The organism is Enterobacter mori LMG 25706 (assembly GCF_000211415.1).
In the GTDB taxonomy this organism is placed as follows: Bacteria; Pseudomonadota; Gammaproteobacteria; order Enterobacterales; family Enterobacteriaceae; genus Enterobacter; species Enterobacter mori.
The window spans coordinates 1-22,596 of the sequence record NZ_GL890778.1 but is presented as its reverse complement, the minus strand read 5'-3'; the positions used below and the strand labels follow the sequence as shown (position 1 = coordinate 22,596).

18 protein-coding genes and 2 tRNA genes are annotated in these 22,596 nt (G+C 52.2%); 11 read left to right on the top strand and 9 right to left on the bottom strand.

The features are described 5' to 3' along the window. Positions 1-160 precede the first annotated feature (160 nt). The gene (locus ENTMO_RS0116335; protein ID WP_010433204.1) at positions 161-445 is read right to left on the bottom strand and encodes a YfcZ/YiiS family protein; all 285 of its coding nucleotides are present in this window, start codon (positions 443-445) and stop codon (positions 161-163) included. A gap of 372 nt (positions 446-817) precedes the next feature. Between ENTMO_RS0116335 and fadL the strand changes: the two genes are divergently transcribed. Beyond that, a complete protein-coding gene (gene fadL / locus ENTMO_RS0116330) occupies positions 818-2,101 on the top strand; it encodes a long-chain fatty acid transporter FadL (protein WP_010433202.1) in 1,284 nt (427 codons plus the stop codon). A 44-nt stretch (positions 2,102-2,145) separates the two neighbouring features. Here fadL and mlaA read toward each other — a convergent pair whose 3' ends face one another. Beyond that, positions 2,146-2,898, bottom strand: a complete 753-nt coding sequence (gene mlaA / locus ENTMO_RS0116325) for a phospholipid-binding lipoprotein MlaA (RefSeq protein ID WP_010433199.1) — start codon at positions 2,896-2,898, stop codon at positions 2,146-2,148. 315 nt (positions 2,899-3,213) lie between these two features. Between mlaA and ENTMO_RS0116320 the strand changes: the two genes are divergently transcribed. Beyond that, positions 3,214-4,143 (top strand): formate/nitrite transporter family protein, encoded by a 930-nt coding sequence (locus tag ENTMO_RS0116320; protein WP_010433196.1) that lies wholly within the window; start codon positions 3,214-3,216, stop codon positions 4,141-4,143. 75 nt (positions 4,144-4,218) lie between these two features. Beyond that, positions 4,219-4,290 (top strand) — tRNA-Arg (locus tag ENTMO_RS0116315). Between the two features lie 26 nt (positions 4,291-4,316). Here ENTMO_RS0116315 and ENTMO_RS0116310 read toward each other — a convergent pair. Next, a complete protein-coding gene (locus ENTMO_RS0116310; protein ID WP_010433193.1) occupies positions 4,317-5,696 on the bottom strand; it encodes a diguanylate cyclase in 1,380 nt (459 codons plus the stop codon). 269 nt (positions 5,697-5,965) lie between these two features. On the opposite strand from ENTMO_RS0116310, the gene lpxP reads away from it, so the two are divergent. Together lpxP and ypdK are read left to right on the top strand one after the other, a co-directional pair. Then, positions 5,966-6,883, top strand: a complete 918-nt coding sequence (lpxP, locus tag ENTMO_RS0116305; RefSeq protein WP_010433190.1) for a kdo(2)-lipid IV(A) palmitoleoyltransferase — start codon at positions 5,966-5,968, stop codon at positions 6,881-6,883. Positions 6,884-7,240: 357 nt separating this feature from the next. Continuing rightward, positions 7,241-7,312, top strand: a complete 72-nt coding sequence (gene ypdK / locus ENTMO_RS25970) for a membrane protein YpdK (protein ID WP_099458937.1) — start codon at positions 7,241-7,243, stop codon at positions 7,310-7,312. Between the two features lie 55 nt (positions 7,313-7,367). On the opposite strand, the gene alaC is transcribed toward ypdK, so the two are convergent. Next, positions 7,368-8,603, bottom strand: a complete 1,236-nt coding sequence (gene alaC / locus ENTMO_RS0116300) for an alanine transaminase (RefSeq protein ID WP_010433188.1) — start codon at positions 8,601-8,603, stop codon at positions 7,368-7,370. Positions 8,604-8,990: 387 nt separating this feature from the next. Between alaC and ENTMO_RS0116295 the strand changes: the two genes are divergently transcribed. Further along, positions 8,991-10,688, top strand: a complete 1,698-nt coding sequence (locus ENTMO_RS0116295) for a sensor histidine kinase (protein ID WP_010433185.1) — start codon at positions 8,991-8,993, stop codon at positions 10,686-10,688. Between the two features lie 13 nt (positions 10,689-10,701). Then, positions 10,702-11,433, top strand: coding sequence for a LytR/AlgR family response regulator transcription factor (locus ENTMO_RS0116290; protein ID WP_010433183.1), 732 nt, complete (start codon positions 10,702-10,704; stop codon positions 11,431-11,433). Between the two features lie 35 nt (positions 11,434-11,468). Here ENTMO_RS0116290 and glk read toward each other — a convergent pair whose 3' ends face one another. Next, entirely contained in the window at positions 11,469-12,434 is a 966-nt protein-coding gene (glk, locus tag ENTMO_RS0116285; RefSeq protein WP_010433181.1) for a glucokinase, read from the bottom strand. Between the two features lie 205 nt (positions 12,435-12,639). Here glk and ENTMO_RS0116280 point away from each other — a divergent pair, with 205 nt between their 5' ends. Then, complete coding sequence (locus ENTMO_RS0116280; protein WP_010433178.1) at positions 12,640-13,875, top strand: ion channel protein; 1,236 nt, start codon at positions 12,640-12,642, stop codon at positions 13,873-13,875. Here ENTMO_RS0116280 and ipdC read toward each other — a convergent pair whose 3' ends face one another. Further along, positions 13,876-15,534 (bottom strand): indolepyruvate decarboxylase, encoded by a 1,659-nt coding sequence (gene ipdC, locus ENTMO_RS0116275; protein WP_010433175.1) that lies wholly within the window; start codon positions 15,532-15,534, stop codon positions 13,876-13,878. 185 nt (positions 15,535-15,719) lie between these two features. On the opposite strand from ipdC, the gene mgrA reads away from it, so the two are divergent. Further along, a complete protein-coding gene (gene mgrA / locus ENTMO_RS0116270; protein ID WP_010433172.1) occupies positions 15,720-16,709 on the top strand; it encodes an L-glyceraldehyde 3-phosphate reductase in 990 nt (329 codons plus the stop codon). Between the two features lie 133 nt (positions 16,710-16,842). Then, entirely contained in the window at positions 16,843-17,196 is a 354-nt protein-coding gene (locus ENTMO_RS0116265; protein ID WP_010433170.1) for a DUF2502 domain-containing protein, read from the top strand. Positions 17,197-17,226: 30 nt separating this feature from the next. On the opposite strand, the gene ENTMO_RS0116260 is transcribed toward ENTMO_RS0116265, so the two are convergent. Beyond that, positions 17,227-18,465: an Nramp family divalent metal transporter gene (locus tag ENTMO_RS0116260; protein WP_010433168.1), complete on the bottom strand. Its 1,239-nt coding sequence runs from the start codon at positions 18,463-18,465 to the stop codon at positions 17,227-17,229. Positions 18,466-18,815: 350 nt separating this feature from the next. Here ENTMO_RS0116260 and nupC point away from each other — a divergent pair, with 350 nt between their 5' ends. Continuing rightward, positions 18,816-20,003, top strand: coding sequence for a nucleoside permease NupC (gene nupC, locus ENTMO_RS0116255; protein WP_010433166.1), 1,188 nt, complete (start codon positions 18,816-18,818; stop codon positions 20,001-20,003). Positions 20,004-20,049: 46 nt separating this feature from the next. Here the strand turns inward: nupC and ENTMO_RS0116250 are convergent, their stop codons facing one another. Beyond that, positions 20,050-22,239, bottom strand: coding sequence for an EAL domain-containing protein (locus ENTMO_RS0116250; RefSeq protein ID WP_029485145.1), 2,190 nt, complete (start codon positions 22,237-22,239; stop codon positions 20,050-20,052). A gap of 212 nt (positions 22,240-22,451) precedes the next feature. Further along, positions 22,452-22,527, bottom strand: a tRNA-Ala gene (locus ENTMO_RS0116245). Positions 22,528-22,596: the final 69 nt, after the last annotated feature.

Below are 22,596 nucleotides of genomic sequence, written 5' to 3'. Positions count from 1 at the left end.
CAGCCAATCGGGGAAGCATAAAAATGCGAGCTAAAACACAGAGAAGAAAAAGAAAATGCCCCGAGGTAAAAGCAAAACGGTAACCCTGAGGTTACCGTTTTTGATGTTTGCGCCCTCTCCCGTGGGAGAGGGTTGGGGTGAGGGCACCAGACCGCTGGAATTAACGCAGCCCCAGCTGGAAAATCAGCGTTTCAGCTTCACACGCAAAAACAAAATCGATATCCAGCTTCACGCCACCTTCCACTTCGGTAAAGGTCGACTTGATTTCGCACGGATCGGATTCGACTTCACGCGCACGTTGACTCAGCGCGGCCAGGGTTTCTTCCGCTTCGGCACGGCTAGTGAATACACGGCTGTAAGACGCGGTGCAATCGGTGTTGTCCATGATGGTGCCAACATCCATACAGCAGCAAACCGGGGTTTCATCAGCACTGCATTTACTCATAGCTCAATTTCCTCTGTATTCGCGCAAAGCGCGAGATAAACACGATGCTGATATTTTGCGCCCCGCCGCTGGCTCTCTCCAGCCGTTAATGACGCAAAATCGGATAAGTGAGCAATATCACACTAAAAAATGATCTAAAACAAAATTCACCCTTTCGGGTGAGTCTCGCTGGTCACAATTTTGCCAACCAGATCTCGTTTCAAGAAACATGTTTGAAAATATTAATAAACAAACTTGCAACATATTAGCTGGTCAGACCTATACTCACGCCACTGGTCTGATTTGTATGTCATACCTCAGACCCTACACTTCGCGCTCCTGTTACGGTATGTAACAATTATTGAATAAAAATAACTCAATGAGGTTATGGTCATGAGCCAGAAAACCCTGTTCAAAAAGACTGCGCTGGCAGTCGCAGTGGCAATCGTCTCAACGTCCGCCTGGTCAGCGGGCTTCCAGTTAAACGAATTTTCTTCCTCTGGCCTTGGCCGTGCATATTCCGGGGAAGGCGCTATTGCTGATGACGCAGGTAACGCAAGTCGTAACCCTGCGCTTATCATGATGTTCGATCGCCCGACCTTCTCTGCTGGTGCGGTTTACATCGATCCTGATGTCAATATTTCCGGCAAATCGCCTTTCACCGGCGCGAGCCTGAAAGCGGATAACATCGCGCCGACAGCGTGGGTACCTAACCTGCACTTCGTTGCGCCGATTAATGAACAATTTGGTTGGGGTGCGTCAGTCACCTCTAACTATGGTCTGGCAACCGAGTTCAATAACAATTACCCGGCAGGCGAATATGGGGGCAAAACCGATTTAACTACCCTCAACCTGAACCTGAGCGGCGCGTATCGTCTCAATGACAACTGGAGCTTCGGCCTGGGCTTTGATGCCGTCTACGCTGATGCCAAAATTGAGCGCTATACCGGTGAACAAACTGCCGCTCTGCCGAAAAACAGCAACAAGATCGCCAGCCTGAAGGGCGATGAGTGGGGCTACGGCTGGAACGCGGGTATTCTGTATGAGCTGGACAAAAATAACCGCTGGGGTCTGACCTATCGCTCAGAAGTGAAAATTGATTTCGATGGCGATTACAAAAGCGGCATCCTGAGCCCTGTAAACGGCATGGTTCCGGGTGCAGGCACCACCATCCCGTGGGGCACGTCAAACCAGACCGTACCAGGTTCACTGTCACTGCATCTGCCAGAAATGTGGGAAGTCTCCGGTTACAACCGCGTCGCACCACAATGGGCTATTCACTATAGCCTGGCATACACCAGCTGGAGTCAGTTCGAAGAGTTGAAAGCGACCGGCACCAATGGTCAGACGCTGTTCTATAAGGACGAAAGTTTCCACGACGCATACCGTATTGCGCTGGGTACAACCTACTATATGGACGACAACTGGACGTTCCGTACCGGTATCGCGTTTGATGATAGCCCGGTTCCGGCTGATAAGCGCTCCATCTCCATCCCGGATCAGGACCGCTTCTGGCTGAGTGCTGGTGCAACCTATGCATTCAACGAGAATGCGTCAGTCGACGCTGGCGTTTCTTATATGCACGGTCAGAAAGTGACGTTCCAGGAAGGCCCTTACGAGTTCACCTCTGAAGGTAAAGCCTGGCTGTTCGGTACCAACTTCAACTACGCGTTCTAATCGCGCAGGGATCAAAAAAGGTGAGCATCGCTCACCTTTTTTATTTATTCCGAATCGATATCTTTTAGTTCATTCTCGATGGCTTTCGCGTTCGGATTATCTTCCGGCTTAAGCTTGCCGCCATTGGCGATGAAGTCATGGTTCTGGAAGTACGCCTCACGCACCATGATATACGGATCGGAAGACTGGCGCAGCAGACCGTCAGAGTCCAGCAGTTGCGCACGCGTTTCGATCCCTTCCACCGTCCACTTACCAATCGACAGCGGCCAGGTCAGCCATGACAGCACAGGATACAGCGTATCCACCATATCGCCGCCATCATCACGCACGGTGAAACTGCCATAGAACGGCAGATGCACATACGGACCATAACCTACGCCGTAATGCCCCAGCGTGCTGCCGAAACGGTGCGGCTGTTCACGCTGCAGTTTTGTGTTTGCCATGCCAGCGACATCAATGAAGCCGCCCATACCCAGCAGGGAGTTCAGGAAGAAGCGCGTAAAGTGCACCATCCCCTGATACGGGTCACCTTGCAGGAAATAGTTCACCATCACCGCAGGCTCTTCCAGGTTACTGGTGAAATTGCTTAATCCATTACGCGCAGGTTGTGGAACATAATCGCGCCATGCCACCGCTACCGGGCGGACCACATACGGATCCAGCACGTTATAGTTGAAGCTGTACATCGAGCGGTTAAATCCTTCAAGAGGATCGGAGCGTCCCGTTTGCTCCCCGGAGCTGGCGCAGCCCACAAGCATCGTCGCGCCCAGTGCAAGCGCCGACAGCCGAAGTTTCATAATTATCTCCCTGTTCAGTATGGCTATCGTTGATTGCCATCCGTAACGGAGCATCTGTCGCTCCGTATGAAAACGTGCAAGTGATTGTAACAGCACGTTTCCCGATGTCTATGAGCACAATTACGGGCAGTAACCAGCGTCACTCTGATCTCAGCATAGCCTGGCTTTAGGAATTCGTTTCGCTGGCAATTTTATAATGTCTTTGAAAGAGATGTATCACCTTTGTTGCCATTGCCACCAATTTAAGAGCATCCCCACAGGCATCACGATAAAAGCCGCTACGCTTTAAAGAAAGTTCATCCTCCAGGAGCGGTTATGAAAGAAGTGGGCGAAGAAAAAATTGGCAAGAACAATGAGGACGTAGAAATTGAGAGTGAGGAAAAAGAGCGTGGCGAGAAGATAGAAATTGACGAAGATCGCCTGCCCTCCCGTGCGATGGCGATCCACGAACATATACGCCAGGATGGTGAAAAGGAGATGGAACGCGATGCCATGGCCCTGTTCTGGTCGGCGATTGCTGCGGGTCTCTCGATGGGTGCGTCACTGCTGGCCAAAGGCATATTTCATGTCCAGCTGGAGGGCGTGCCGGGTGGCTTTTTACTGGAAAATCTTGGCTACACCTTCGGCTTTATCATCGTCATCATGGCGCGCCAGCAGCTCTTTACTGAAAACACCGTCACCGCCGTGCTGCCCGTGATGCAAAACCCTACCCTGGGCAATTTCGGCTTGCTGATGCGGCTCTGGAGCGTGGTATTGCTTGGGAATATCATTGGTACAGGCATCGCAGCCTGGGCCTTTGAGTATATGCCGATATTTGATGAGCCCACCCGGGATGCGTTTGTAAAAATTGGCATGGATGTGATGAAAAACACGCCCTTAGAGATGTTCTCGAATGCGATTATCTCCGGCTGGATCATCGCCACCATGGTGTGGATGTTCCCCTCGGCAGGCAGCGCAAAAATTGTGGTGATCATCCTGATGACCTGGCTGATTGCGCTCGCCGATACCACGCACATCGTGGTAGGTACCGTTGAAATTCTCTATCTGGTCTTTAATGGCACGCTACACTGGAGCGATTTCTTCTGGCCGTTCGCACTGCCGACGCTGGCGGGCAATATTTGCGGCGGGACCTTTATCTTCGCGCTGTTGAGCCACGCTCAAATCCGCAATGATATGTCAAACAAGCGTAAGGCCGAGCTCAAGGCGCAGGAAGATAATGAAAAATCGGCAAAAAAATCGACCTGAATGGTGACTCTTTGAGCAGTCAGGCGGCAATGCGCTTAACGCAAAGTGTAAATAACGCTATACTCGTGCCGCCTCGTCCCCTTAGTTAAATGGATATAACGAGCCCCTCCTAAGGGCTAGTTGCAGGTTCGATTCCTGCAGGGGACACTTTCGTTCTTCCTGACTTCATAAAATCACTGCATTTTCCACAACTCTACACAGTTCCGCCCGCGTCGTTTTGCACCATACAGCGCTTCATCCGCTGCCTGTATCAGACGTTCGTAGTCAGGATGCCCATTGAACATCGCCGCCCCGATTGAAAGGGAAAGAGAGATCGCCTCGCCGGTCGGGGAGCTAACCTTAATTTTTTCTACACGCTTGCGGATCCGTTCTGCGATACGCAGTGCGTCAGCTTCGGTGATTTCCGTCAGCACAATTAAAAACTCATCACCACCGTAGCGAAATACGTAGTCGCAGGTGCGAACATTGTCATAAAACGCACCCGCCACTTTTCGCAGGATTTCATCACCCGTATTGTGGCCCCAGGTATCATTGATTTGCTTGAATTTATCAACATCGATCAGTAGCGCCGACAGCGGCGTACCGGCGCGGGTGGCATGGGTGATTTCACGTTTAAAAATGGTCGGCAGGAAGCGACGGTTCAGCAGTCGGGTGAGCACGTCCATTCCCACCTCATGGCGGGAAACCTCATCAAACAGCTCACGCAGCAGGGTAACGATTTGCGAGAGGGTGTTACGCACCTGCCGCAAAAATTTGCCCTGCCGTGACCTGTCACGAAGCGCATCGTCAGCCTGGCGAACCTCATTAAACGCCTCGTCAAACTCCTGAATAAGACGGGAGATATGCCCTGCTTCGGCAATACCGCTGAAATAGTGACGTCCTTTATGGCTAAACCACAGCCCAAAATCTGATTGCCCGAGCGGTCGGCTGTTGCCTATGCTGGTATCTAACATCACCTTATAGAGCAGCGTCATTTCCCAGGTCAGCAGCGCAGCGGTCTGACGCTCCTTCTCTTCTTCCGCATTCTCCATCAGCGAGAAAATCCGGTAGTTTTCATCCTCTTTCGCCGCATTGTTCTCGCTGAAGACATACGCACGCGACATCACCTCCATCGCCAGATCGATACTGTTAATGGCGTAGTGATAAACGCTAAGCTTCACGTCAGAGGGATGGGGCGTGGCGTTAATGATGGGTAACAGCAATTTTTTCAGCACCCTGAAACCCATTTCGACCAGGTCGACAGAGATGCCGATACGGGCATGCACATCTGCAGCACGCTGCTGGGCGCGTATCTGCTCCTCAACCTGCCCAACCTGACAGGAGAGAACATCAACCAGCCACCGACGCAGCGCTTCCTGCAATTGTCTTTCCACCTGTTCAGTAGTCAAAAACTCAGCAACAATAGGATCGGCCAGAACAACACGATAGAACTCAGCAATCAGAACAGTGGCATGCTCGCTGGCAAGTTGGGCGGTAACTTGATGAATATGTGGCTCAGTTTCATTGATCAGTTGCACCCACTCATCTTTCACCGTTTGCAGATATGTATCCATCGTAACGCCCTCAAAAGAGTGACTTTCGCTCATTTATAACAATAGCAAAATCAAGCCTCTCGGTAATCGCCGCTTTTTTAATCAAAAACGAGTAATAGCACATAACCTATAAGGGTGCTACATTATGCCGCCCATCCAATGTCAGCTATGGCCAGGTAACGCCGTAAAGATCGGTAAAGCCTGCAACCATGACCTTGCACTACGGTCTAATAGGCACGTGGTATCGCTAAGCGCGTTACTTTTACCGGTTTTACAAAGGTTCCTCTAATTTGTCTGAATCCTCATTCAAACGCGCGTTCTTGCACCCGCGTTACTGGTTTACATGGTTTGGTCTTGGCGTGCTTTGGTTGCTGGTCCAGCTTCCTTACCCGGTGATCCGCATACTGGGCTCAAGACTCGGCAGCGCATCGCGCTATTTCCTTAAACGTCGCGAGTCTATCGCACGTAAAAATCTTGAACTTTGCTTCCCGCACTACAATGCGCAGCAGCGCGAAAAGCTGATCGCTGAAAACTTTAAATCTATCGGCATGGCATTGCTGGAAACCGGTATGGCCTGGTTCTGGCCTGATGAACGCGTGCGTAAATGGTTTGATGTAGAAGGTCTGGATAACCTGAAGCGTGCCCAGGCGCAGAATCGGGGCGTGATGGTCGTCGGGGTTCACTTTATGTCTCTCGAACTCGGTGGACGCGTGATGGGGCTTTGCCAGCCGATGATGGCAACCTACCGTCCGCACAACAGCGCGCTGATGGAGTGGGTTCAGACTCGCGGCCGTATGCGCTCAAACAAGGCGATGATCAGCCGTAACAATCTGCGCGGCATGGTCGGTGCACTGAAAAAAGGTGAGGCCGTCTGGTTTGCACCCGATCAGGATTATGGCCGTAAAGGCAGTAGCTTCGCGCCTTTCTTCGCCGTTAAAGACGTTGCCACGACCAATGGCACCTTTGTGATTTCACGCCTTTCTGGTGCCGCTATGCTGACCGTAACGATGGTCAGAAAAGCGGATAAATCGGGTTATCGCTTGCACATCTCCCCGGAAATGGCGAACTACCCGGAAAATGAGTGTGAAGCCGCGACCTTTATCAACAAGGTTATCGAGTTCGAGATCATGCGTGCACCTGAGCAGTATTTGTGGATGCACCGCCGCTTCAAAACCCGTCCGCTGGGCGAAGCCTCTCTCTATATCTAAGCCTTCCAGAAGGTTAGTTTCGCTAAGAAACTAACCTTTTCAATCACCTGTAATTACCCTGAGTAACCGTCTTTTTTCTGCGTCGCTCAACGGGAATTTATTGCGTACTGAAATCAAACTGTCGCCGTTCCACGACACTCGTAAGTATCGGAAAGTATTTAGAAAAATCCCACTTGTCACCCCCCATTTTTAGGCGTACATTAGCGCCGTCTGACAATGGGAAGCGCAGAATTCTGAGGTGGAGTCTGAGGCGTAGCGGGATAATTCCGATTTCCGTTTTAGCCCGATTTCAACTCTCTATAATCAGGTGGACTCTGTTTTTGAATGCGTACCACAAGATACGCGGAGTGATGAAACGTGAAATATTTCTTTATGGGCATTTCGGTGATTGTTTTAGTCTGGGCCGGAACCTTTGCCCTGATGATCTAGCAAAGAACATGCAGTCAAAAAAACAGGCGCTCAAGGCGCCTGTTTTTTTGTGTCGTCAGGTTTCGGGCAGTTCAGCCACATTTTTTGATGAGAGAAGCCCGTCAGCCCGGAACATGCTCTTAATCCCCCTGACCGCCTGACGAATGCGGTCGCTGTTTTCAATCAACGCAAACCGCACGTGAGTATCGCCATAATCGCCAAACCCGATGCCCGGCGAGACGCACACCTTCGCATCCTGCAGGAGCTTCTTGGCAAACTCCAGCGACCCCATTGCCGCATAGGGCTCAGGAATTTTAGCCCAGACGTACATGGACGCCTTCGGCATTTCCACCATCCAGCCCGCTTCATGCAGACCTTTCACCAGCACATCGCGACGCCGCTTATACTGGGCAGCAATATCCTGTACACACTGCTGATCGCCTTCAAGCGCAGCAATTGCAGCAACTTGTAGCGGCGTAAATGTGCCGTAGTCGTGGTAACTCTTAATACGCGCCAGCGCATTTACCAGCGTCTTATTACCCACCATAAAGCCAATGCGCCAACCCGCCATGTTGTAACTTTTCGGCAGCGTGAAGAACTCGACCGCCACATCGCGTGCGCCCGGCACCTGCATAATGGAAGGCGCCTTCCAACCGTCGTAGACAATATCCGCATAGGCGAGATCGTGAACCACCAGCACGTCGTAACGTTTTGCCAGGGCGACCACTTTCTCGAAGAATTCGAGCTCAACGCACTGGGCCGTTGGGTTCGACGGGAAACCGAGGATCATCATCTTTGGTTTCGGGTAGCTTTCACGAATCGCGCGTTCCAGTTCGTTAAAGAAGTCTACGCCTTCCACCAGCGGCACAGAGCGAACCTGCGCGCCAGCAATCACCGCACCGTAGATATGGATCGGATAGCTGGGGTTTGGCACCAGCACGGTATCACCGTGATCCAGCGTCGCCAGCATCAGGTGTGCCAGCCCTTCTTTCGAGCCAATGGTGACAATGGCTTCACTTTCAGGATCGATGTCCACCTGATAGCGATCCTGGTACCAGCGGGAAATGGCACGACGTAATCGAGGAATACCGCGAGACGTTGAGTAACCATGCGTATCCGGGCGCTGGGCAACTGTACAGAGTTTCTCAACAATATGTGGCGGCGTTGGGCCGTCAGGGTTGCCCATGCTGAAATCGATGATATCTTCGCCGCGCCGACGCGCAGCCATCTTCAGCTCAGCAGTGATATTGAAAACATAAGGGGGGAGACGATCGATACGCGTGAAACGGCGTTCAGGACTGAATTCAGCCATAGATTCCTCAGATTAACGTTAGCGCCCGGACCGTCCGAGCGACGCTGCCACCGATGTGGCGTGCTTAGAAAATAACCTGAAAAAAAACATGCTGTCGAGAGGGAAAGTAAAAAAAAGATATCGCGTTAAAACAGGAACCCTGCTGTCGCTAAAAGCGGAAGGCTGATGACGTAAAATGTTTTTTTAATACCTGTTATTTAACATGGTGTTATCATAACCATTACCTCGCTGCGCTTCGTTCAGAACAATTCAGCCGGACTGAAGAACTTTCCGAATAATCCCCTTTGTAAAATGTGGTTTTTCCTCATTTGATAAACCTGACGGATAGCTGGTCAATACGCGCCAGGTTTTTTATCATGGTTCTTTCCCGATTCTCCAGGTTCACTTGTGCACGAAATATTCGATATGCTGCTGGCGGTATTTGATCGCGCAGCGCTAATGCTGATTTGTCTGTTTTTCCTCATTCGCATTCGCCTGTTCCGCGAGCTTCTGCACAAGTCAGCGCACTCGCCAAAAGAACTGCTGGCCGTAACCGCCATCTTTTCAATGTTTGCCCTTTTCAGCACCTGGTCCGGAGTGCCTGTCGAAGGGTCGCTGGTCAACGTGCGCATTATCGCCGTGATGTCAGGTGGGATACTGTTTGGCCCCTGGGTTGGGGTGATCACCGGATTGATTGCCGGCACACACCGCTATTTGATTGATATCGGCGGCGTGACGGCTATTCCGTGCTTTATAACCAGCATTATCGCCGGGATCCTGTCCGGCTGGATTAACCGCAAATTCCCTAAAAAACAGCACTGGCGCGCCGGGATCATCGCGGGCATGGTGTGTGAAACCTTGACCATGATTTTGGTTGTGGTGTGGGCACCCACGACCGCTCTTGGGCTGGATATTGTTTCGAAAATCGGTATTCCGATGATCCTCGGCAGCGTGTGCATCGGCTTTATTGTCCTGCTGGTGCAGAGTGTCGAAGGGGAAAAAGAGGCCAGCGCCGCGCGTCAGGCCAAGCTGGCACTCGATATTGCCAACAAAACGCTGCCGCTGTTCCGCCACGTTAACGCTGAGTCTTTACGCCAGGTCTGCGATATCATCCGTCGCGATATTCACGCCGATGCCGTCGCCATCACCAATATCGACCACGTGCTGGCCTACGTGGGCGTCGGGGAGCACAACTATCGTGACAACGACGACACCATCAGCCCAACCACCCGACAGGCGATCAACTACGGTGAAATCAGCATTAAAAATAATGATGAAGCCCACAGGACGCCCGAAATACATTCCATGCTGGTGATCCCCTTATGGGAGAAAGGGGTCGTCACGGGCACGCTGAAGATTTACTACTGCCATGCGCACCAGATCACCTCCTCATTGCAGGAAATGGCGATTGGTCTGTCGCAAATCATCTCAACTCAGCTGGAAGTTTCGCGCGCGGAGCAGCTGCGCGAAATGGCAAATAAGGCAGAGCTACGCGCGCTGCAAAGTAAAATTAATCCTCATTTCCTGTTTAACGCGCTGAACGCCATCTCCTCCTCCATTCGCCTTAATCCGGACACCGCCCGCCAGCTGATTTTCAACCTGTCACGCTATCTGCGCTACAACATTGAATTGAAAGATGACGAGCAGATCGACATCAAAAAAGAGCTTTATCAAATCAAAGATTACATCGCGATCGAGCAGGCCCGCTTTGGCGATAAGCTCACCGTCATTTACGATATTGATGAGGAGGTCAACTGCGTGATCCCAAGCCTGCTGATCCAGCCGCTGGTGGAAAACGCCATTGTCCACGGAATTCAGCCGTGCAAAGGCAAAGGCGTCGTGACCATTAGCGTGACCGAGAGCGGGAATCGCGTGCGCATTGCGGTGCGCGATACCGGCCACGGTATCGACCCAAAGGTTATTGAACGCGTGGAATCCAACGAAATGCCGGGCAATAAGATTGGCCTTTTGAATGTCCACCACCGGGTCAAACTGCTGTACGGCGACGGGCTGCACATTCATCGCCTGGAGCCGGGCACAGAAATCGCGTTTTACGTGCCGAATGAACGCACCCCCGTTCATGCACCGATATCCCTGATGCCATAGGCCGGAGTTACAGATGAAAGTCATCATTGTGGAAGATGAGGTTCTGGCTCAACAGGAGCTGAGCTGGCTCATCAAAACGCACAGCCAGATGGAGATTGTAGGCACATTCGAAGATGGCCTGGACGTGCTGAAGTTCCTCCAGCACAACCGGGTCGATGCCATTTTTCTCGATATTAATATTCCGTCGCTGGATGGCGTGCTGCTGGCGCAAAATATTAATCAGTTTGCCCACAAGCCCTTTATTGTCTTTGTTACCGCGTGGAAAGAGCACGCCGTGGAGGCCTTCGAGCTGGAAGCGTTTGACTACATCCTCAAGCCTTATCAGGAGTCGCGTATTATCAGCATGCTGCAAAAGCTGGAAGCGGCATGGAAACAGCAAGCCGCGCCTGCGACCGCAAGCCCTGCTATCCGGGAGAATGACACCATTAACCTGGTGAAGGATGAAAGGATCATCGTCACGCCTATCGACGATATTTATTATGCCGAAGCACATGAAAAGATGACGTTTGTCTATACGCGACGTGAATCGTACGTGATGGCGATGAACATCACCGAGTTTTGCAGCAAGCTACCTGCGGCGCACTTCTTCCGCTGCCACCGTTCGTTTTGCGTCAATTTGAACAAGATCCGCGAGATCGAACCCTGGTTTAACAACACGTATATTTTGCGTCTGAAGGATCTCGACTTCCAGGTGCCGGTGAGCCGCAGCAAGGTAAAAGAGTTTCGCCAGCTGATGCACCTGTGAGCGTTCCCCTCTCCCGCTGGAGAGGGGAATGACCATCAGAGAATGTGTCCCAGAACCTGACGCAAATGCGCACCCGAGCCCAGCAGCCCAGGATTATCGTGCACAATCAGGTAAACAGGGATGTCCTGCACGTAGCTTCTGAAGCGCCCTTTATCTTCAAACCCGCCGCGGAAACCAGAGGCTTTAAAGAACTCGAGGAAGCGCGGCATGATACCGCCCGCAATATAGACGCCACCAAACGTGCCCAGCGTCAGCGCCAGGTTGCCGCCGAAGCGCCCCATAATCACGCAAAACAGGGACAAGGCACGACGGCAATCGATGCAGCTGTCCGCCAGGGCGCGCTCGGTCACGTCTTTAGGCTGCAGATTTTCAGGCAGACGACCATCAGATTTCACAATTGCACGGTACAAGTTGACCAGCCCGGGACCCGACAGCACGCGTTCGGCAGAAACGTGGCCGATCTCAGCACGTAACTCTTCGAGGATAATGCCCTCTTCTTCACTGTTCGGTGCGAAATCCACGTGACCGCCTTCGCCCGGCAGACTGACCCAGCGCTTATCGACGTGGACAAGGTGAGAGACACCCAGCCCGGTTCCCGCGCCGTAAACCGCAATCGGCTTGCCTTCGACCGGCGCCGTGCCGCCAAACTGGATCAGGTGTTCCGGCTTCAGCATCGGGATCGCCATCGACACCGCCGTGAAGTCATTGATGATTTCAAGATGCGCAAAGCCGAGGTTTTTTTTCATTTCGGCAATGGAGAAGGCCCAGGTGTGGTTGGTCATAGCCACCCAGTCACCGGTAATCGGGCACGCAATAGCGATACAGCCGTCTTCGACGCTGACCTTATGCTCTTCAAGATATACGCGAACCACGGCTTCCAGACTTGGATAATCCAGCCCTGAATAGGTTTTCGCCTGGGAAATGTGACCGCTATTTACATCGCAGAGTGCAAGGCGCGCGTTCGTGCCGCCCACATCACCTACCAAAGCATACTTTGTCATTCTTCTACTGCTCCGCTAAAGTCAGAATAAATCTTTGGAACACTGTAAATTCAAGGCGTGATAACAACAACGACCAGAAAGTGAATGCCCCAGGATTATCGATCTTCGTCACAGAATAACTTTACCGTTTCAGCACCTTTTGCACTATTGCCATAAAGCTGATTGTGCAAAGTAACGTTATACCGTTTTGTACAAGGAAATCATCATGCTCCACCCGCGAGCCAGAACCATGCTGTTATTAGCAATACCGGCGCTCGTTATTGGCGTTGCTTCAAGCCTGGTGCTCATCGTCGTGATGAAAGTCGCGTCGGTACTGCAAGCGATGTTATGGACCGCCCTGCCTGCCAATATTGGCTTCAGCCCGGATTCTCCTGTATGGATTATCGTCATGCTGACGCTCACCGGTATTGCGGTGGGTTTGGTGATTCGTTTCAGTCCGGACCATGCCGGGCCCGATCCCGCGCAGGAACCGTTGATCGGCGCGCCCGTCAGCCCGGCAGCGCTGCCGGGACTGATCGTTGCGCTGATCGTGGGTCTGGCGGGCGGCGTCAGCCTGGGGCCTGAACATCCGATCATGGCAGTAAATATCGCGCTGGCGGTTTTCCTGGGTTCGCGCATTTTACCGCGCGTCAACGCGCTGGACTGGACGATCCTGGCCTCTGCAGGCACCATCGGCGCGCTGTTCGGCACACCCGTCGCCGCCGCGCTGATCTTCTCCCAGACGCTGAGCGGTAATAATGACGTCCCGCTCTGGGACAAACTCTTTGCGCCGCTGATGGCCGCCGCTGCCGGTGCGTTGACCACCAGCCTGTTTTTCCATCCCCACTTCTCTCTCCCTCTCCCCCACTATGGCCAGATGCAGGTCGCGGACATTTTCAGCGGCGCAATTGTGGTCGCCATCGCCATTGCGCTGGGTATGGTCGCAGTATGGTGTCTTCCGCGCCTGCATCGGCTGATGCATAAGCTCAAACATCCGGTGCTGATTCTGGGCATCGGGGGGCTGCTTCTCGGCATTCTGGGCGCTATCGGCGGAAAAGTGACGCTGTTTAAAGGCCTGGACGAAATGCAGCAGCTGGCATTCAGTCAGGTGTTTAGCGTGTCGGATTATCTGCTGTTTGCGGTGATAAAGCTGGCGGCGCTGGTCGTGGCCGCCGCGTGCGGTTTTCGTGGCGGACGCATCTTCCCGGCAGTGTTTATTGGGGTAGCGTTAGGTCTGATGTTGCACGAGCATGTGGACGCCGTACCGGCTGCGATAACCGTTTCGTGCTCAATTCTCGGGCTGGTACTGGTAGTGACGCGGGATGCATGGCTGAGCCTTTTTATGGCCGCCGTGGTGGTGCCTGACTCTACCCTCTTCCCTCTGCTCTGTATCGTGATGTTGCCCGCCTGGCTCCTGCTGGCGGGCAAACCGATGATGATGGCCTGGCGAAACGATAAGTGATCAGGCGCTATTTCGCGCCTCCAGCGCTTTGGTTATCGCGCCCAACAGCGGGGGAATATCCGCTTTGGGCAGCATGACCTCAATGAGCGAAAGCCGCTCATGGTGCGCCACTTTTTCCAGCACGTCCGCCAGTTGATCGACTTCACTGACCCGCCAGCATTCGGCCTGAGGATCCAGGCTCAGTGCCTGCGGGATCTGCGTCCAGTTCCACAGGGCGATATCGTTGTACCGCTGTTCAGGTCCGTGTATGGCCCTCTCAACCGTGTACCCTTCATTGTTGAGCACCAGGATAATCGGGTGCTGCTTATCGCGCAGCATTGAGCCCATTTCCTGAATCGTCAGCTGTGCGGCACCATCCCCGGTCAGGACAATCACGCGCCGGTCCGGGCATGCCGTCTGCGCGCCAAAGGCCGCCGCCAGCGTGTAGCCAATCGACCCCCAGAGCGGCTGAACGATAAAATTAACGTCCGCAGGTAAGCGAAGATCGATCGCGCCAAACGCCGAGGTACCCTGATCGGCAAGAATAATGTCGCCGGGGCGAATGAAGGTTTGCAGCGTGCTCCAGAAGTTCTCCTGCGTGAGTGAAGCGCCCTCTGCAGGCCAGGAAAAACCACTGTGTGTCGAGGGTGCAGGGCTTTCACGCACATGTTGTTTGCATAACTCTGCCAGCGTCTCAATCGCCTGCAGCATGGGAATGCCCGTAAACCAGACGTCGCCCACGCGGGAAGCATGAGGCTGCACTTCGATGGTCTGAGCAGGAGTGAGCTGGTGAGTGAACCCGGCGGTCAGGGTATCGGTAAACCGCGTACCAATGCACAGCACTGTGTCAGCTCTTTCAATCGCCTCTTTGACCGGCTCCACGCTCGCTGAACCACTGTAAGTGCCGTAAAAACCCGCCTGACGCTCATCAAAAATCCCTTTCCCCATCAACATGGTGGCGTGTGCCATCGGCACCTCTTTCACCCATTTCTGCAGCGCAGGTTTTAGCCCATGGCGGAGCACCAGAAAATCGGCCAGCAGCGCGGTCCGTTTGCTCATGGCCAGGCGATTCCGGGCGGCATCACGAAACGCTTTGAGACAGGCATTATCCGCGTGAACAGGCTTAACGGTGAGAGCGCTTACAGGTGGTGTCGCGGCTTTTTTCGCCACATCCGCAGGCAACATCAAATAGCCAGGACGGCGTTCGCGCAGCATGGTGGTCAGCACGCGGTCAATTTCGTAGCAGGCATTTTGTTCGGTCAGGATCGCCTGCGCGACGGTGATAGGTTCGCTCATATGGTAAAAATGACGGAACTCACCGTCACCTAAGGTAGGGTGCAATAACTCGCCTTTTTGCTGCGCCGCCATTCCCGGCGCCCCCACAATATGCAACACGGGAACGTGTTCAGCAAAGCTACCCGCCACCCCGTTCATGGCGCTTAGCTCTCCGACGCCGAATGTGGTTAACAGCGCGGCAAAGCCCTTACATCGGGCATAGCCGTCTGCGGCATATGACGCGTTAAGCTCGTTGGCACAACCCACCCAACAGATATCCGGGCTGTCTATAACATGGTCGAGAAACTGCAGGTTATAGTCGCCCGGCACGCCAAACAGATGATCGGTTCCACAATCAGTCAGACGGTCCAGCAGGTAATCGGCGACGCAGTATGGGGTACGCATAAACAGGTATCCTTCTAATGTTGTTCTCACCTTGAGTATTAAATAAGCGTGATGGCTGTCCAGAAAAGGCAGTAAGAAGGAGTTGGAAAGAATGCTTTACAAAAAATGCTGCGCTATTCTCTCTTTTTTCGCGTTAGTGTAACCGTATACACACGTTTTACTTATCAGCGTCAGAGGTCACGATCATGCGTTATCAGCCGGATAAAAATCGTTATCAGACAATGCAGTATCGCCGCTGCGGAAAAAGCGGGTTGAAATTGCCCGCCATCTCGCTTGGGCTTTGGCATAACTTTGGCGATGCCACGCTCATCGAAAACAGCCGTCAACTTTTACAGCGCGCGTTCGATTTGGGGATTACGCATTTCGACCTTGCCAACAACTATGGTCCTCCTCCCGGTTCAGCCGAACGTAATTTCGGGCGCATTTTGCTGGAAGATTTTCTCCCCTGGCGCGATGAGTTAATTATCTCGACGAAAGCAGGATATACCATGTGGGACGGTCCCTACGGCGACTGGGGCTCGCGTAAATACCTGATATCGAGTCTGGATCAGAGCCTGAAACGCATGGGGCTGGAGTATGTCGACATCTTCTATCATCACCGCCCGGACCCGGAAACACCGCTTCAAGAAACAATGAAAGCGCTCGACCATCTGGTGCGACAGGGCAAGGCACTGTACGTCGGGTTATCCAACTACCCTGCGGAACTGGCGCGCCAGGCAATTGAAATCCTTCACGACCTCGGTACGCCTTGTCTTATCCACCAGCCGAAATATTCGATGTTTGAGCGTGCCCCTGAAGCGGGTTTACTGGATGTACTGCAGCAGACAGGGGTTGGGTGTATACCCTTCTCTCCTCTCGCGGGTGGTCAATTAACCAACCGTTATCTGAACGGCATTCCAGCGGACTCCCGTGCGGCCAGCGGCAGCAAGTTCCTGAACCCGGATCAGCTCACCGAAGAAAAGCTGGTAAAAGTGCGCAAGTTAAACGCCCTTGCCGAAAGCCGCGGTCAGAAGCTATCGCAGATGGCTCTGGCCTGGATTTTACGCCACGATACTGTGACTTCTGTACTGATTGGGGCCAGTAAAACCGCGCAAATTGATGACGCGGTGGGCATGCTGGACAATCGCCATTTCTCGGAAGATGAATTGACGCGGATCGAAGATATTCTGGCCTGAACAAATTAAAGCCGATTTTAGCAAAAAGTGCTCTTATCTATGAATTCGGAGTTGAGGCGATGAAACGAGGCTTTACCAACTCGTAATATTGCATTAACAGGCCCACAAGGCCCCGATCGTGAAGGAGAAGAGTATGTTCAGGTCACTGATTTTAGCAGCGGTATTAATGGCTTCTGCCCCGCTGGTCGCCAATGCTGGCGAGATCACCCTGTTGCCATCAGTAAAATTACAAATTGGCGATCGTGATGACTACGGCAGATACTGGGACGGTGGCTACTGGCGCGACCGTGATTACTGGAACCGTCATTATGAATGGCGTGGCGACCGCTGGCGCAAGCATGATAATGGTCGGCATCGCGGCTGGTATAAAAACAACGCCTATGAACGCGGCTACCGTGAAGGCTGGAACGATCGCGATGACCGTCGTGGCGGTTGGGGCGGACGCGGTGGTAAACAGGGTCACGGTGGTCACGGCCATCGTCACTAACGTAAAAAGGAGCCTTTTGGCTCCTTTTTTTTAAAGACCCAGCGCGGTTCCGACTAACAACCACAGATTCAGCGCCACCACCACGACCACAATCGCCCACCCGGTCCTTTTCACCAGCGTCGAGTTCACGAGTTCGCCCATCAGTGTTTTATCGCTGGTAAAAATCAGCAACGGCACCAGCGCAAGGGCAATACCAAAACTCAGCAGGACCTGGCTCATTACCAAAATGCGGGTAGGATCCAGCCCCATCAGAATTACAATAAACGACGGCAGCATGGTGACGGCGCGACGCACCCACAGCGGAATATGAAAACGCACGAATCCCTGCATCACCACTTGTCCCGCCAGCGTACCTACCACCGTTGAAGAGAGGCCAGCAGCCACCAGGCTCAGCCCAAATATCGTTGCTGCGGCATGGCTCAGTAACGGTTCCAGCGTCAGATAAGCCTGATCGAGATCGGCAATCCCCGTGTGACCATTAAAGTGGAAAGCGGCAGCGGCGGTCGCCATCATCGCCAGATTCACGAAACCGGCAATCGTCATGGCAAACGCGACATCCCATTTTGTCGCGGAATAGCGTTCCTTACGGGTGCCGCCGTGCAGATGTTGTGTCAGAGAGGAGTGCAGGTAAATCACATGCGGCATAATGGTCGCCCCGAGGACGCCAGCAGCCAGGAATACCGCTTCAGAGGTGGGCAGACTTGGGATCACCATCCCTTTACTCAGCTGCACCAGATTCGGCTGGGAGAAGATCAGCTCCACAATATAGGCTGCAGCAACAAACAGCAGCAGACCACCGATGACTTTTTCCAGCGGCTTCTGTCCTCGGCGCTGCAGCATCAGAATAAGGAAAGTCGCAATCCCGGTCAGCACTGCCCCCTGCAACAATGACACGCCGAGGATCAGTTTAAATCCAATCGCAGCCCCTATGAATTCAGCAAGGTCGGTTGCCATGGCGATAATTTCAGCCTGGACCCAGTACAGCCAAACCGCCGGACGCGGGTAGTGGTCGCGGATCTGCTCGGCCAGGTTTTTGCTCGTGGCAATGCCGAGCTTCGCTGAGAGCATCTGGATAAGCATGGCCATCAGGTTTGCCCAGACGACCACCCACAGCAATGTGTAGCCGAAGCTGGCTCCGGCCTGAATGTTGGTCGCAAAATTGCCCGGATCGATATAGCCAATGGCAGCAATGAACGCAGGTCCCATTAATGCGAACCGCAACTTGCGCGCTGCTCTGCCACTGCTACCCTCTACGCGACTGTTTGTCATTTCTGCCTCTGAAATATAGCCTTTGCTATGTTTAATGCTATCAAAATGAGAATGATTATCAAGATCATTTGTAAGGTTTGTAATGATTTCTCTGATAGCTTTTGACGATAGATGGGCAGGTGAGATGCGGACGCTCTAAATGAAACAGAGTTAGCGCACACTTTTGTGAAGCCTAGCACACAAACTTAACTTTTCACTCATTTACCTAACATAACAAAAATGTATTGTTGATCACTATTTTTGAGACTCGTCACAGGATGTAACTATAGTGTGTTCTTGATCTCGTTTTCTTTTCGCTTGTTACATAGAATGTGCACGAAAATTAAACCTGCCTCATATTTGGAGCAAATATGGACCGCGTCCTTCATTTTGTCCTGGCACTCGTTGTCGTTACTGCACTCGCATTGCTGGTCAGCACAGACCGCAAAAATATTCGTATTCGCTATGTTGTCCAACTGCTGGTCATTGAAGTATTACTTGCGTGGTTCTTCCTGAACTCCAACGTGGGCCTCGGCTTCGTGAAAGGCTTCTCCGAAATGTTCGAAAAACTGCTCGGGTTTGCTAACGAAGGGACTAACTTCGTCTTTGGCAGCATGAACGATCAAGGTCTGGCCTTCTTCTTCCTGAAGGTGCTGTGCCCTATCGTCTTCATCTCTGCACTGATTGGTATTCTGCAACACATCCGCGTTCTGCCGGTGGTTATCCGCGCGATTGGCTTCCTGCTGTCCAAGGTGAACGGCATGGGCAAACTGGAATCCTTTAACGCCGTGAGCTCACTGATCCTCGGTCAGTCTGAGAACTTCATCGCGTACAAAGATATTCTGGGCAAAATGTCGCGTAACCGCATGTACACCATGGCGGCAACCGCAATGTCTACCGTATCCATGTCTATCGTGGGCGCATACATGACCATGCTGGAGCCAAAATACGTGGTGGCGGCGCTGGTCCTGAACATGTTCAGCACCTTTATTGTGCTGTCGCTGATCAACCCTTACCGTGTTGATGCCAGCGAAGAGAACATCCAGATGTCAAACCTGCATGAAGGGCAGAGCTTCTTCGAAATGCTGGGTGAATACATTCTGGCAGGCTTCAAGGTCGCCATTATTGTTGCCGCTATGCTGATTGGTTTTATCGCGCTGATCGCCGCCCTGAACGCCCTGTTCGCAGCGGTGCTCGGTATCTCCTTCCAGGGCATCCTGGGCTACATCTTCTATCCAATCGCATGGGTGATGGGTGTTCCGGCTCATGAAGCACTGCAGGTTGGCAGCATCATGGCAACCAAACTGGTTTCTAACGAGTTCGTGGCAATGATGGATCTGCAGAAAATTGCCAGCACGCTCTCTCCACGTGCGGAAGGCATTCTGTCCGTGTTCCTGGTTTCCTTCGCAAACTTCTCTTCCATCGGTATTATCGCCGGTGCGATTAAAGGCCTGAATGAAGAGCAGGGTAACGTGGTTTCTCGCTTCGGTCTGAAGCTGGTGTACGGTTCTACGCTGGTGAGCGTACTGTCTGCCTCTATCGCAGCGCTGGTACTTTAACTCGCAGAGTGAAAAAAAACCGGGAGCATGAAAGCTCCCGGTTTTTTTATGCCCGTAATTCGGCAAGCGGTCTGGGTTTACCTAACAGGTAGCCCTGCAGATAATCGACACCAAGGTGCAGCAACATATCCCGCTGCGCCGGGGTTTCCACATATTCCGCAACCACGCAGAGCGATTTTGTTTTCGCCAGATTACATATCGACTGCACAATCATCGCATCCATGTTGTCGCTGCAAATATCTTTTACGAAACAACCATCAATCTTGATGATGTCGGCCTGCAGGCGCTTCAGACGCTCAAAGTTGGCATAGCCTGTTCCAAAGTCGTCAATAGCAATACGGAAGCCATGCTCCCTCAGCTGCTGGATATTGTTAATGCTACTGCCCGAATTGGAGAAAGCCTGTTCTTCGGTAATCTCGATGACCACAGCCTGGGGCGGGACGGTATAGCGAGCGAAGAGCGCGATAATCTCCTTGGCGACCTCTTTTTGCATCAAGGTCATCGGCATCAAATTGACGGAGAAACGGGTACCAGCATGCGTGGCGGGATTATCCCGCAGCCAGACCAGTAACTTCTCAACCACATTCAGATCAAAGCGATGGCTCAGGTTAAACTGGGCAATCAGCGGAATAAAGCGATCGGGGGTGATCATCTCTCCCTCGCTCTCCAGGCGCGAGAGGATTTCGTAATATCCTTTCCCCTCGGCATTCTGAATCGACTGGGCATACAGCTGGAGCCCGTCAGCATCAAGCGCACGTTTAATACGCCCTAACATCAGCACCCTGTCGGTGGTTTGCCCGGAGACGTCCTCAATGCTGTTCGTCAGAGCAAGCACATTATGCGCAGCACATGACTGCTCCGCCAACCAGCTAAGCTGCCCAAGCGTATGGTGCAGGTTCTCACCATCTTCAACCTCACCCCAGGACGCCCCAAACTCTACATCCAGCCCAGTGTTGTTCCAGTAAATCTTGCGGCTATTCAGTTGGTCGACCATATGTTGCAGGCGCTCTGACGTTCCCGGCCCCAGCAATACCAACACCAGCTCACTGCCGGGCAACTGGAAAAGCTGCTCATCTTTTTGCAGTAAGGGCTGGAGCGACGCGGTAATCATCCGCTTGCAGTGAACCCGCATCAGAATGCCGTAGTGGCGGCTAAGAAACTCCAGATTATCCATTCGCAGACAACACACCTTGGCGTCAGGGTGGATCAGGAGAAAGTCATCCAGCGCGCGAATGTTAGGCAAACCGGTCAACGGATCGGTTAACGCCCTGTCCTGCCAGCCCTTCTTCATCCATTCGCTTCGCCGGTAAATCCGCGACATATAAAGCAAACAGATGGCGAAAGAGATGAGTACAGACAGGATAAAGGAGAGCGAGTGACCCGACTCCACCCCGTTCAAAAAGTTGTCGTTGTAGGTCAGTAGCAGGAGTGCGGATGCCGCCCAGAGCAATGACATAAGCGCATAACTTAAACAGCTGATGCCCAACGTAAAAAGAATAAAAATAATGGGCACAAGATATCCTGCAATTATAGGTGACTCTAGCGGTGCACATAAAATTGCCATGAGGGCGATCAGAAGCGTTAGCCAGACAAATATAAACAATGATTTCTTGTGAAAAAACACCGGCTTCACGCTCCGCAGCCAGAAGGTTCTGGCGTAGCGAGGATTAATAATCATTCTTAATGGATAATAGAACATCATGGTGAAAATCAACGCCGCGCAGATCAGGCTTTGAATATCCACAACGCTGTAAATAAGGGTGCCTTCACCGAAGTAAGTGGAGATTGTTACCGGGAAATCGAATAAATAGCCTGCCAGATACATTGATATTTTGATACCTATCGGCACCATAAAACCCAGCCAGAAAATACGGATCCCGATGTATTTATTAGGCACGCTGTGGCGCCAGCGCCTGCCCAGCACAAGACGGATAATGCCACACACAGCGAAAACTGAAAAAGTCTGACAAAACAGCAGAACTGCATATTGTAGCGGTGCTAAATCAACAACAAATATATTAGTAATAGTAAAACCTAACAGAACGGGAATAATTGCCCGGCGGCCAAACAACAAAATAACGGCCAGCATAACGCTTAAGGGTAGCCATGCTAAATAGACGTCATGCCCGTTAACAATAGCGCGTGGGGAGATATAACGGGAAAATGGCACCGCAATCAGGCATAGCGCGAGGGCAATCATAAATATTTTTACGTTATTGTAAGTTTTTCTATTCATTCAGTCAGGGAATCTATTTTACCATCATATCATTGACCGGATGGATAATAGGTTTATTAATTGCTCGAATCAAGTTCAAGTCTATTTATAGACTCGTTTATTGATTTGAATTGAGGTGAGGTATAGAAAAAGCGTTTTATCGCAACAAAAGCAGTAAAAACATTTTACAAAGGCATAAAAAAACCCCCGTCTTTCGACGAGGGTTCAAATTTTGGTGGAGCTAAGCGGGATCGAACCGCTGACCTCTTGCATGCCATGCAAGCGCTCTCCCAGCTGAGCTATAGCCCCACATGTTACTTTACTTACCGCACTCTGTTGGGTTCAGAGTTTGGTGGAGCTAAGCGGGATCGAACCGCT